The organism is Kitasatospora sp. NPDC059747, from assembly GCF_042732955.1.
Classification (GTDB): domain Bacteria; phylum Actinomycetota; class Actinomycetes; order Streptomycetales; family Streptomycetaceae; genus Kitasatospora.
Genome location: NZ_JBHWGV010000176.1, coordinates 1 through 12,520, shown reverse-complemented (window position 1 = coordinate 12,520; position 12,520 = coordinate 1). Strand labels below are relative to the sequence as shown.

Below are 12,520 nucleotides of genomic sequence, written 5' to 3'. Positions count from 1 at the left end.
CCGGGGGGGGGCGGGCCCCCCCCCCCGCCGCGCCGCCCGACCCCGGGGGGGCCCCCCCCCCCCCCGGGGGCCCCCCCGCGGCCCCCCCCCCCCCCCCGCGCGGGGCCCCGCGCCGTCCCGCCCCGATGCCGGGCGGAACACCCCCTGATGCCCCGGGGCCCGGCTACGTCGCGTCCCGTTCCGGCACGCCCGGACGTACGGTGCGGGCGCACAGCCCGGTGCCGACCGCGGCGAACGGGACGTACGGCCGGCCCGGGTGACCCCGACGGCGGGCGGACCGGGAGAACAAGGACCCGGACCCGGGAGAGGCGGTTCAGAGCCAGCCGCGCCGGCCCGCTTTGAAGCCGGCCTCGAAGCGTGAGCCGGCGTCGAGACGGCGCATCAGGTCTTCCATCCGGCGCTTGACGGTGCGCAGGGAGACGCCCAGGCGTTTGGCGGCGCCTTCGTCGGTGAGACCGGTGGAGAGGATCCTGAGCAACTCCCGTTCGGTGGGGGTGATGCCGGTGGCCCGGTCGGGGGCGGGGGCGTCCTCCAGCGGGACGGCGGTGTCCCAGACCCGGTCGAAGAGCTCGCCGAGGGCCGCCACGATCCCGGGCGCGGTCACCATGACGGCACTGGGCCTCGGCGACGCCGGGTCCAGGGGGACCAGGGCCGTGGCCCGGTCGACGACGAACAGCCGGTGCGGCAGCGCCGGGGCGGTGCGCAGCTGTGCGCCGATCGCGGCCATCGAGCGCGCGTAGGCGAGGGCCGGCGGGTTGGTGCGCGCGCTCTCGTGGCAGACCGTCTTGAGGGCGACCCCGCGGCGCAGGAGCTCCTCGTCCAGCGGGCGTGCGGCTTCGAGCGCCTCCGGGGTCATCAGGGTCGGCACGATGGAGCGGATCTCCGTCGTGGCGCCCTGGGCCAGCGATTCCAGGCAGGACTGGATCTCGTCCAGGCCGTCGAGCTGCTCGGTGCCGGTCGGAATGCGGCGGCGTTCGAGGGTCGCCCGTTCGGTCACGGCGGCCGCGGTGGCGCGATTGGCCTCCAAAGCCGCGCGGCGGGCCCGGACTTCCTCCTCCTGGCGCTTCAGCAGCAGGGCGATGCCGCGTTCGAGGCTGACCGGGCGCTGCCGGTCCGCGGCCTCGCGGGACATCCGCAGCAGGGCGAGGTCCGCCAGCGTGTCCAGACTTCTCGTCACCTCGCCCTGGGGAAGGGCGAGTTGCTCCGCCAGTAGTGTGGCGTCCGCCGTCGGATCGGCGAGGAGCGCCCGGTACACCCGCTCACTGACCGCGTCCAGCCCCAGCGCGCGCAGCATCGGTCCAGCCCCCGTCCCGTCCCCGGTGCGATGTCGTTGCGTCCCGTGCTGAGCCTGGCATGTCCGGACCAGATCCAACAAGGTTCGTACCAGCCGTCGGCGCGCGGCCGCAGGAGACCGTCGGCGGGGTGTGGCGCGATCGGGCCATGGAACCTTCGGGCCACCGGTGACTCCTTCCGCCGGCCCGGACCGGCGAGAAGACTCGTCGTCACCGAAGGGCGCCGAGGGCCCGACGGATCCGGCACCGGAGCGACCGTTCCGGCCACTCACCCCCAGCCGTACGGAGGTCCCGCCATGCCCGGAACACGGCGATTCGCATCGCTCGTCCTGATCGCCCTGGTCGGCATCGGGCTGTGCGCCGCGTCCGCCACCACTGCCGCGTCCGCGTCCGCCACCGCTGCCGCGCCCGCCGCCGCTGCCGCGCCCGTGGCAGCCGACACGGCCGGCTCCCCGGGCGAGGTCTGCGGCGCCTGCTGGTGACGGCGGCGACCGCCAGGTACGTGGTGGCCGTCCGGCTGACCCGGGCGCCTCCGATCGACCGCCTCCCGGACCCCGCGACGGTCGTCGACCTGTTCTGGGCCCACGCCGCACCCGCCGACCGCCTCGACCACGTCCGCACGAGCGCTCCCGCACCCGCCGGCCGCCTCGACATCGCCGTGATCCTGCGCGCCGAGAGCGCCGAGGACTGCCTCCGGACCGTCAGGAACCTGTGCGCCAGGACCACACGCAGTCCCACCCTGTCCGGCTGGACCGCCGAACGCCTCAGCACGCTCCCGCTGGCCGGCCTGGGCTTCTGATCCGCCCCCGCCACCGCCACCGCTGAGCACACACTCACACCCGCACACTCCACTTCCACGGAAGGAACCACGACACATGTCCCGATCCACCCCCGCCGGCGTCGGCAGGTCACTGCGCCGGGCCGTCGCCCGGACCGTCGCAGCGACCCTGGTGGCGAGCACGGCCGCGCTGCTCCCGGTGTCGTCCGCCGCGGCCGCGGTGAACAGCACCACCATCGTCTCGGCGGCCCGCGGCCAACTGGGCGGCGGCTGCAGCTCCGGCTACGACGGCATCGACTGCAGCCTCAACTGGTGTGCCGCGTTCGCGAAGTGGGCCTGGTCGCAGGGCGGGGTCGACGTCTCCCCGCTGGGCTGGACGGTCACCACCTTCGTCAACTACGGCGACAACAACGGCACCTGGCACGACCCGACCGGCTACGTCCCGCAGCCCGGCGACGCGATGATCTTCGGCGGGAGGAACTACCCGACCAAGGCGAGCGGCGGCGCGCACATCGGCATCGTGGAGTCGGTGCACCCGGACGGCACGCTCACCGAGATCGGCGGCAACCAGGGCAACGCCGTCACCGAGGTCAGCGGCACGCCCGACCAGATCGAGGCGAACCTCGAAGGCGGCTACAGCTTCCTCGGGTTCGTCTCCCCGATCGGTGCGCCGGCCCCGATCAGCAGCGGCCTGCAGACCACGGTCGTCGACCACAGCGGCAAGACCGTGGCCTACGCGACCGCCGACAACGGCAACATCTACGAGAACTACCAGAACAACGTCGCCGCCGGCCCGTGGTCCGGCTGGGAGCTCGGCCTCGGCTCGCCGGTCGGCGGCACCCGCTTCGAGAGCTCCCCGAGCGCCTTCGTCGACTGGTACGGCAAGACCGTGGTCGACGCCGTCGACCTCAACGGCAACGTGCAGGAGAACTACCAGACCAACCCCGCCGCCGGCCCCTGGTCCGGCTGGCACTACGTCTCCGGCCAGCCCGGCGGGGTCCGCTTCATCGGCGTCCCGTTCGCCACCCGCAACATGTCCACCAACGTGATCTACGTCCTGGGCAGCGACGGCAACATCTACGAGAACTGGCACCCCGACGGCGGCACGTGGTCCGGCTTCGAGCTCTCCTGGGCACCCGGCGGCCCCGCGGGCGGCACCAAGCTGGTCAGCTCGCCCAGCGTCTTCATCGACACCGCGGGCCACACCGTGGTCGACGCGATCGACAGCAACGGCAACGTCCAGGAGAACTACCAGGTCAACCCGAACGCCGGCCCGTGGTCCGGCTGGCACACCATCTCCGGCCTGCCCTCCGGCGTCCGGATGACCGGCACCCCGTACGGCTACGTCGACAGCAACGGCACCAACGTCGTCTACGCCACCGGCACCGACGGCCGCGTCTGGGAGACGTGGCACCAGCCGGGCAGCTGGTCCGGCTGGGAATTGGCGCTCGGCTCCGCGGCCAACGGCGCCCGGATCCTCGGCTCGCCGAGCGTCTTCATGGACAGCTCCGGCAAGACCGTCGTCGACGCGCTCGACAACCAGGGCAACGTGCAGGAGAACTACCAGGTCAACCCGGGCGCCGGCCCCTGGTCCGGCTGGCACACCCTCAGCGCCGCGCCCTCCGGCGGACTCATCGGCACCCCGAACGCCCGCCGCGACTTCAACGGCACCAACGTGCTCTACGGCGTCGGCGGGGACGGCAACGCCTACGAGAACTGGCACCAGCCGGGCAGCTGGTCCGGTTGGGAGCTCGGCTGGGCCCCCGGCGGCCGGCCGGCCCGCTTCGTCAACATCTGACACCCGCGCAACTCCCCGGCGGGGGGGCCGCCGGGCGGCCCCCGGGGCGGGCGCCCGGCCCGCGCCCCCCCGTCGCCGCCGGCGCCCCGGGGCCGCGCGCGCGCGCGCGCCCCCCCGCCGCGCGCCCCCCCCCGCGCGCGCGCCCCGCGGCGCGCGCGGCAGCCGCCCGGCCCGGCGCGCCCCCCCCCCCGTCCGCACGTCCGCACGTCCGCACGTCCGCACGTCCACGCGTCCACCACACGTCACACCCCCGACCACGCCCAACCCACGCCCACCCCACGCCCCGACCACCTTCGAAGGGAGCCGACGGGATGTCGGACACCGAGGCCACCACCCCAGCCCACCACCCGTCCCGCCGCGCCCTGCTGATCGGCGCCGGCGCCGCCGCCCTGGCCGCCGCCGGACCGCTCGGCGCCCTCACCGCCGCCCCCGCCGCCGCCCGCGCGCAGCCCTCCACCGCCTCCACCGCCTTCACCCCGCTGCGCCCCCCGGCCACGCCGCTGGCCGTCCGCTCGCCCTACCTCAACACCTGGCAGGCGGGCGACAACCTGGCGGGCACCTGGTCCACCTTCTGGAACGGGCACGTCACGGCGTTCTGCGGAATCGCCCGGATCGACGGCACCGGCCACCTCTTCGCCGGCAACCCGCCGCAGTCGGTGGTCGGCGCCACCATGACCCAGACCTCGCTCCAACTCACCGCCACCCGCTCGATCTACACCTTCACCGCCGGCGGCGTCACGCTGACCGTGACGTTCTTCTCCCCGGTCGACCTGAACGACCTGCAGCGCCAGTGCGTCCCGTTCAGCTACGTGTCGATGCGGGCCGTGGCCGACGACGGCCAGAGCCACACCGTCCAGCTCCACCTGGACATCTCGGGGGAGTGGGCACACGGCGACATCACCCAGCCGGTGACCTGGTCCCAGCAACGGACCACCGGCGGCAACCTGGCGCTCACCGTCACCCCCGCCAACCCCACCGTCCTCGCCGAGCACGGCGACCAGGCGTCCTGGGGCACGGTGGTCCTCGCCACGCCCGCCGCCCCGGGCACGACGTGGCAGATCGGCGCGGACACCGCGGTGCGCAGCGCGGCCGCCTCGAACGGGGCCCTGGCCGGCACCTCGGATCCCAACCGGCCCCGGGCGATCGACGACTCCTGGCCGGTGCTGGGCCTGTGCCGCGACCTGGGCCCGGTGGGCGCCACCGCGTCGGCGGAGTTCGTGGTGGCCGTCGGCCACGTCCGCGGGCCCGCACTGAGCTACCTCGGCGGCAACCTGGACCCGTGGTGGCGGGCGTACTGGAACGGCTGGCCGGACATGGCCGACTGGTTCCTGGCCGACTACGGCGCGGCGCTCCTCGCCGGTACGGCGCTGGACGCCCGGATCCGGAACGACGCGAGCGCGGCGGTCGGCGGCGGGGCCCTGGGCACGGACTACGCGGCGCTGTGCGCCCTGGCGCTGCGCCAGGCGGTGGCCGGCACCGAACTGGCCGGCTACGACGGGGCGCCCTGGGCCTTCCTCAAGGAGATCTCCTCCGACGGCAACGTCTCGACCATCGACGTGGTCTACCCGGCGCTGCCGCTCTTCCTCTACCTCTCACCGAGCTACCTGCAGCTGCTCCTGACCCCGATCCTCGCCTACTGCGAACACGGCGGCTGGCCCAAGGGCTTCGCCGTGCACGACCTGGGCACCCACTACCCGAACGCGGCCGGCCACAACGACGGCGTCGAGGAGGACATGCCGGTCGAGGAGTCGGCCAACATGCTGATCATGACGGCAGCGCTGCTGCAACGCCTGGCCGCGGCCGACGCGGCCTCGTTCGCACAGGCGCACTACGCCGTCCTCAAGCAGTGGGCCGACTACCTGGTCGGCAACGCGCTGGACCCCGGCAGCCAGCTGTCCACCGACGACTTCTCCGGCCCCGTCGCGCACAACGCCAACCTCGCGCTCAAGGGCATCATCGCGATCGGCGCCATGGGCGTCGTGGCGGGCTTCGCGGGCAACGACGCCGACCGGGCACGCTACGCGGCCACCGCGCGCGGCTACATCAGCCAGTGGCTGACCTCGGCCCAGGACCCGGGCGCGGCCCACCTGGACCTGGCGTACGGCTCGGCGAACACCTGGAGCCTCAAGTACAACGGCTTCGCCGACCAGTTGCTGGGCCTGGACCTCGTCCCGGCCGGCGTCGCGGCCCAGGAGGCCGCCTGGTACCAGGCGAACGCCGCCGGCTTCGGCGTGGTGCTGGACGGCAACGGCTACACCAAGGCCGACTGGGAGCTGTGGACGGCCGCCTGGCTGCGCGACCAGGGCACCGTCCGCGACACCCTCGTCAACGGCGTCCACAGCTTCGTGAGCACCGGCACCGGGCGCGTCCCCTTCGGCGACTGGTACGACGCCACGACCGGTGCCACCAAACCGTTCCAGGCCCGCCCGGTGGTCGGCGGGATCTTCGCCCTGGTGGCACCGCGGACGGGCTCCACGGTCTCCTGGCACCGGATCCAGAACCAGCGCTCGGGCAAGCTGCTGGCCGTCTCCGACCAGTCCCTGCTGGACAACGCCAACGTCACCCAGTGGTCGGACAACGGCACCCCGGACCACCTGTGGACGGTCGTCGACAACGGCGACGGCACGGTGAAGATCTACAACCGTGCCACCGGCAAGCTGCTCGCGGTCAAGGACCAGAGCCTCACCGACGGCGCCTTCGTCCGCCAGTACCACGACAACGGCACCCCGGACCACCTCTGGCGCCTGCTCGATGCCGGCAACGGCTGGTCGAAGATCGTCAACGTCCACAGCGGCAAGCTCCTGGCCGTCCAGGACCAGAGCCTCACCGACGGCGCCCAGGTGACGCAGTGGACCGACAACGGGACGCCGGACCACCTCTGGCGCCTGGTCTGAGGCCGCCACCGGCAGGTCCGGCCGCGGCGGCACGGTCCGGGCCGACGGCGGCGCATCACCGCGGCCGGCTGCCTCCGGGGTTGCTTCCGAGCCTGCCATGTCACGCGACCTCCGCCCTGAAGGCCGTCTGAGTGACCGGGGCGTCACCTTCCGTGCTCGGGCGTGCAACGTGTGGTGCGATGCCGACGTGAAGTCCGGGGGCGGGCCCGGAAAGCCGTGCCCGCCCCGGATCCGTGGACGATCGAAGGGAAGCCCATGGTGCTCCGCGTGCTGGCCGCGACCGGTGTCGCTACATCATTGTTCGGTTCGTCGGCTCTCGGCGGCAGCCAGCCTCCGCCTCCGCCCCCGCCGCCGGACCGGATCGTCATCGACAGCGTGGCGGCCGCCGGTTCCGGCTGCCCGGCGGGGACGGCCGCCGTGGCCGTGTCCCCCGACAACACCGCCTTCACCGTCACCTACAGCAACTACATGGCCCAGGTGGGACCCGGGTCGGCGCCGACCGACTTCCGGAAGGACTGTCAGCTCAACCTGCTCGTGCACGTCCCCGGTGGTTCCACCTACGCGATCGTGTCCGCCGGCTACAGCGGCTTCGCGTCACTGGCGCCGGGCGCGTCCGGGACCGTGCGGGCCGGCTACCACTTCCAGGGCGACCCCCGCACCATCCACAAGACCCATCACTTCAAGGGCGGATTCAACAACGACTGGCAGGTGACCGACACCGTGGACACCGCCGCCCTGGTCTTCGCCCCCTGCGGGGAGGAACGCAGCCTCGGCATCGACACCGAACTGCAGGTCGATCCCGGCACGTCGAGCCCGGGCGCCACCAGCTTCCTGGGGATGGACTCGACGGCCGGCGGGATCAAAACCGTGTACCACCTGGCCTGGAAGCAGTGCCCGTGACCTCTTGGCGCTGCGGCCGGCGGGTGCGTCCGGGCCAGCGGCTCCCGTGATCGGTGGCAGCACCGCGTCGGGGCGGCCCGAGCCCGGGCCGCCCCTTCGCCGTTCCCGCCGGGCGTCGTCGGGACCTTCCTCGGGTAACTCCGGTCAGCGGGGGATCCGGTTGTCGGTTGCCAGTACGTCGCCCGGCACCGTCGAGCCCGCCTGGCGCCGCAGCGCGCCGATCGCCGGATCGGAGATGGAGACCGTGAGCCGGTAGTACGGCTGGCCGGTGATGGTGTTGTGCGAGTCGGTCGGTGCGATCAGGCGTTGCTGGACGGCGAAGCCGTCGAAGCCCGGGCACAGGGCCGCGGCCGGGAGGCTCACCTGGACGGACGCGCCGCTCTCCGGTCCGACGTGGACGGTGCCGCCCGCGCCGGACGGGGCGTCACCCGACGGGGCGTCGCCGTCGTGTGTGAGCGGGAGCCCGTGGGCCCCGCCGACCAGGCCGTCCGGGCCCTCGATCTCCACCGCCACGCCCTGCTGACCGAGCGGCGCGGACAGGTCCAGTGCGTTGCCGCCGGGGCCCGGTGCGAGGTCCAGACCGATGGTGAAGCGCCCGGGGTCGTTCGCCGCGTCCCGTGAGAACCCGTAGGAGCCGAGGGCGAGTTGCGGTCCCGGCGGCGGGGCGTCCGCCAGTGACCCGGCGAAGGTGAAGGATCCGGGCGCCGGCTCGAAGTGGTGGAAGCCCTTGGCGCCGCACCTGGTGCCGTCGGAGACCCCACCGCCGGGCAGCGCGACGTCCGCGGTCGGCCGGGGCGAGGCGGGCACACCCCGCGGGCGGCGCGCCGCCGGGCCGCCCCCGTTCAGCAGACCGGCCGGGTCCGTCCCGACCGCGACGGCCACCAGCGCCGCGAACGCGGCGACCGCGATCAGCACGGTGCGCCGCCGTCCGGGCCGCAACCACCGCGAGCGGGCCGTGCCGGAGGCGGCCCCGGGCGTCCAGCGGCGGCCTCCCGGATCCACCGGCGGCTCCTGCCGCCACCGCGCGGCGAGCATCCGGGTCCGGGCGGTCGGCTCCTTGACGGCGGCGTCCTTGACGAAACGCTCGTCCAGGACGAGCCCCTCGAACGGATCGGGTGTCGCCCGGCCCGGCTCGGCCGGCTCCGGCTCGCGGGACGGGTGCTGGTGGGGGTCTTCGGCGGTCGGCACGGCGCCAGTATGCCCGCCCGTTCGGACACACCGACCGGCGAGGCGGCCGGGAGCCGCCCCGCTGCCCCGGCGGGGACTCACGCCGGCGGGCGGGTGCTACCAGTTGGCCAGGTTCCAGCCGCCGAGGCCGTTGTCGGGGGCGACGGTCTTCTCCTTGGTGTTCACGACCGTGACGACGTCGCCGATCAGCGAGCTGTTGAAGAACGACCCGGCCGGGGAGGTGTCGCTGCCGCCCTCCACGTCCTTGAGCGCGACGCAGCCGTGGCTGGTGTTTTCCTTGCCGAACGGGTCGCCCTTGTACCAGTAGTTTCCGTGGAGGTAGGTGCCGCTCCTGGTCAGCCGCATCGCGTGCGGGGCGTCGGGGATGTCGTACTCGTTGCCCATGCCGACGGTCTGTGAGTTCATGTGGGTGACCTTCTCCTTGGACATGACGACCATGGTTCCGCCCCAGGAGGGGTGCTTGTCGTCGCCGAGGGTGGCGGGCACGGTGGTGGTCCGGCCGTCCCGCACGATCGTCAACAGGTGCGTGGCGGCGTCCGCGGTGGAGACCTGGGAGCGGCCGATGACGAACGGCTCGTCCTTGTCGACGTCGCCCCAGACACCGGGGGCGACCTCGACGTTCTTCAGCCGGTAGTGGATGGTGACCTTGGTGTTCGGCTTCCAGAACTGCGCCGGGCGGAAGTCGATCCGGTCGTCGCCGAACCAGTGGCCCTTCACCTCGGTGCCGTCGTCCGTCTCGAAGGTGATGGCTTTGGCGACGGCGTCCTTGTTCACGATCCTGCTGCCGAAGTCCACCTTGACGATCATGCCCACGCCGTAGGTCTGGCCGTCGGCGATGTTGTCGTTGCTGGACACCCGCTTGCCGGGGGAGACGGTGGTGAAGGCGCTGGTGGCCGCGGAGACCAGGCCGTCGGCGTCCTTCGCCTGGGCGTTCACCGTGTACGCCGTGCCGGGGGCGAGCGCGGCGGCGGGCTTCCAGCCGGTGCCGTCCGGGGTGATCGAGCCCTGGACGGGCTTGCCGTCCTTGTCGGTCACGGCGACGGCGGTGAGCGTGCCGTGGGAGACGCTCACGTGGAGCGCGGTCGGTGCGACCGCCTGGGCCCCGTCCTTCGGCTCCACGTCCAGCACCGCGGTCGACGTCCTCGGCGTCGCCGCGCCGGCCGCCTCGCCGGGGGTGCCTGAGGGGGTGTCGCCGGGGGTGCCTGAGGGTGCGCCGGAGGCGGCGGTGTCAGCGCTCTTGTTTTGGCCGTCGCCGCAGGCCGAGGACATCAGCAGGATCCCGCCCATCGCCAGTGCCACCGCCCCGCGGTGGAAGACGACGTTGGTGCGTATAGCGGCCCGGGCCGCCCGAACAGTGCTCACAGTTGCTCCCTCTCGGTGTTCGCCGCCAGCTTGTGCGCCGATTCGTCCCGGCTGCAACGGTGGGCCGACGATCAGGGACGCGGGGACGCTTCTACCCTGTTTGAGCTGGGAAGACGTAACCTTCCTGGGACGCGCTCGCGGGCGCCGGGACGGCGCGGCCGATGCCAATGCCGATGCCGCCGGTCCGCGTCCAGGTGATCCGGCTCCGGCGACGGCCGCTGCCGGGGGGCGCGATCACCGTGGGGGTTCAGGAACGGGGTGGAGGATCAGTGCCAGAGGGGACCGGGGAGTTGAGGGAGGCGGACGGGGCAGCGCGGCTGCTCCAGGAGCTGAAGAGCCGTTCGGGCCTCAGTTACGGCGTGCTGGCGAAGCGGCTGCACGTGAGCACGTCGGCCCTGCACCGCTACTGCAACGGCGACGTGATGCCGGCGGAGTTCGCCCCGCTGGAGCGCCTTGCGCGGCTGTGCGGGGCGACCCCGGAGGAGCGCACCGAGCTCTACCGGCTGTGGGGCATCGCCCACGAGGCGCGGGGCAACCGGCAGGCGTCCGCCCCCGCCGCGGCGGCACCGGCACCGGCACCGGCACCGGCGCCGACGCCGGAAGCGACACCGCAACCGGCCGCGGGAAGCGTCACAGAGGACGAGACGGCCGGCCCGGCGCTCACCCCCGCAGTGCCGCCGCGCAGGCGTTCGCGCCGGAGCGTACTCGCGGCCGTGACGGCAATCGTCGTGCTCGCCACCATCGGCGCCGTCGCCACCGATCTCAAGACCCGCAGGGACGGTGACCCCGTGTCCGCTCCCGCCCCGGCGGGGCCTGTCGGCACCGCGGACCAGGGTGCGAGCGCCCCGATCACCGTCACGGTCCGCCCGTCCCTCCGGGACGCCGAGTGCGACCAGTACGTGGTCGACCGTCCGCCGTCGGAAGTCCCCCGGCCGCCCGCGGTGGCGGACGTCCCCGCCTGGGCCTCCGAGGTCGGTGCGGTCCCCGGCCACTACCAGTCGATCGAGCTCACCGTGCAGGGCACCGGCGGCGACACCGTGGTGCTGACCGCCCTCAACGTCCGCGTCGCCCGGACGGCGGCCCCGCTGGCCTGGAACGCCTACTCCATGGGCCAGGGCTGCGGCGGCGGAATGGACGTCCACTCCTACGACCTCGACCTGGACGCGGCCCGCCCCCGTCCGGTCCTGACCGGGGGCAGCACCGGCCTGCCGCTCAAGGTGAGCGAACGGGACCCGGAGGTCATCGAGGTCACCGCCGAGACCACCTTCCACGACGTCAGCTGGTACCTGGAACTGGAGTGGTCCAGCGGCAACCGGACGGGCACACTGCCCATCGGCCTGGCCAACGGCGCGCCGTTCCGCACCAGCGCGGTCAAGGGCCGACCGCTGTACAGCTACCCGGCCGGCGGCAAAGCCTGGGAGCCGAGCCCCTTCCAGAAGTGACGGCCGCACGGGGCTCCCGCACCGGGACCCCACCCGCGCGGACGGCGGTGGTGGTCGGTGTCCTCGCTGCGCTGCGAACACCACGGCAAGTCCACCACCAGGAACACTTCGGCGACCTTGGCCTTGGCCATGCCGCCGGCGACGGGCAGGTCGTCATGGGCGACCGGCCAGAGCGCCGGTAGTGCGCCGCGACGCCGTGCCCGTGCCGGCGGGTCCTGCGAGCATCCGGTCAACGCCGCAGGCCGAGCAGTTCGGCCGTCTCGGTGCGCCGGTTCCAGGCGATGACGGCCAGCGGCACCATGAAGATGAACGGGGTCCCGGCGTTCTCCCCGTGCATCGCGGTGAGCTGGGTGAGGAACGCGAACGCCAGGAAGACGATGAGCGCCGCCGCGGCCGGCCCGGCCAGCCGCCCGACCAGCAGGCCGATCGCCCCGGCGAGCTCCACCAGCCCGGTCAGGTACATGAACCAGTGGCCCCAGCCGATGGCGTCGAAGACGGTGGTGGCGGCGGGGAGCGCGAGCAGCTTGGGCAGCGCGCTGGCCAGGGCGAAGAAGAGCGCGAGCAGGATCCGCAGCGTCCAGACCAAGCGGACGGTGGCCCTGCCGGACTTCACGGCGGTGGCGGTGGTGGTGGTGGCAGTGCTGGACATTTCAGGTCTCCCCGGGTCGGCTGTCGTTGCTTCCGAGGGTTTGACCGCCGCCACCGTCCGAACTCATCGGTCCGGTGAGAAGAACTTTCCCGGGCCTTCCAGCAGCCCGACGCTTCGGCCGGCTAGGTTCTGTACGGCGGATCATCGTCGGAGCCAGAGTCGGATTGATGCGACGGTGACGGTGCCGTGGAAGACGTAGGCGCGCTTGTCGTACCGG

The 12,520-nt window shown here is 73.4% G+C and carries 10 protein-coding genes; 6 read left to right on the top strand and 4 right to left on the bottom strand.

The window, feature by feature from the left end:
• Window positions 1-313: 313 nt before the first annotated feature.
• Window positions 314-1,294: a LuxR C-terminal-related transcriptional regulator gene (locus ACFV4G_RS40515; protein ID WP_380448118.1), complete on the bottom strand. Its 981-nt coding sequence runs from the start codon at window positions 1,292-1,294 to the stop codon at window positions 314-316.
• A 294-nt stretch (window positions 1,295-1,588) separates the two neighbouring features.
• On the opposite strand from ACFV4G_RS40515, the gene ACFV4G_RS40510 reads away from it, so the two are divergent.
• From ACFV4G_RS40510 to ACFV4G_RS40490, 5 genes are all read left to right on the top strand, one after another.
• Window positions 1,589-1,774, top strand: coding sequence for a hypothetical protein (locus ACFV4G_RS40510; RefSeq protein ID WP_380448116.1), 186 nt, complete (start codon window positions 1,589-1,591; stop codon window positions 1,772-1,774).
• Complete coding sequence (locus tag ACFV4G_RS40505) at window positions 1,771-2,091, top strand: hypothetical protein (RefSeq protein WP_380448114.1); 321 nt, start codon at window positions 1,771-1,773, stop codon at window positions 2,089-2,091. The genes ACFV4G_RS40510 and ACFV4G_RS40505 overlap by 4 nt, the downstream gene beginning before the upstream one ends.
• Before the next feature lie 76 nt (window positions 2,092-2,167).
• Window positions 2,168-3,868, top strand: coding sequence for a CHAP domain-containing protein (locus tag ACFV4G_RS40500; protein WP_380448112.1), 1,701 nt, complete (start codon window positions 2,168-2,170; stop codon window positions 3,866-3,868).
• Window positions 3,869-4,179: 311 nt separating this feature from the next.
• Window positions 4,180-6,762 carry a glutaminase domain-containing protein gene (locus ACFV4G_RS40495; RefSeq protein ID WP_380448110.1) on the top strand — a complete coding sequence of 861 codons (2,583 nt, stop codon included), beginning with the start codon at window positions 4,180-4,182 and terminating at the stop codon, window positions 6,760-6,762.
• 255 nt (window positions 6,763-7,017) lie between these two features.
• The gene (locus ACFV4G_RS40490) at window positions 7,018-7,662 is read left to right on the top strand and encodes a DUF4360 domain-containing protein (protein WP_380448108.1); all 645 of its coding nucleotides are present in this window, start codon (window positions 7,018-7,020) and stop codon (window positions 7,660-7,662) included.
• Between the two features lie 144 nt (window positions 7,663-7,806).
• Here the strand turns inward: ACFV4G_RS40490 and ACFV4G_RS40485 are convergent, their stop codons facing one another.
• Together ACFV4G_RS40485 and ACFV4G_RS40480 are read right to left on the bottom strand one after the other, a co-directional pair.
• Complete coding sequence (locus ACFV4G_RS40485; protein ID WP_380448106.1) at window positions 7,807-8,850, bottom strand: hypothetical protein; 1,044 nt, start codon at window positions 8,848-8,850, stop codon at window positions 7,807-7,809.
• Between the two features lie 96 nt (window positions 8,851-8,946).
• Window positions 8,947-10,212, bottom strand: a complete 1,266-nt coding sequence (locus tag ACFV4G_RS40480; RefSeq protein ID WP_380448104.1) for an Ig-like domain-containing protein — start codon at window positions 10,210-10,212, stop codon at window positions 8,947-8,949.
• A 269-nt stretch (window positions 10,213-10,481) separates the two neighbouring features.
• Here ACFV4G_RS40480 and ACFV4G_RS40475 point away from each other — a divergent pair, with 269 nt between their 5' ends.
• A complete protein-coding gene (locus tag ACFV4G_RS40475; protein WP_380448102.1) occupies window positions 10,482-11,654 on the top strand; it encodes a helix-turn-helix domain-containing protein in 1,173 nt (390 codons plus the stop codon).
• 229 nt (window positions 11,655-11,883) lie between these two features.
• Here the strand turns inward: ACFV4G_RS40475 and ACFV4G_RS40470 are convergent, their stop codons facing one another.
• Window positions 11,884-12,303 carry a DoxX family protein gene (locus ACFV4G_RS40470; RefSeq protein ID WP_380448100.1) on the bottom strand — a complete coding sequence of 140 codons (420 nt, stop codon included), beginning with the start codon at window positions 12,301-12,303 and terminating at the stop codon, window positions 11,884-11,886.
• Window positions 12,304-12,520 lie beyond the last annotated feature (217 nt).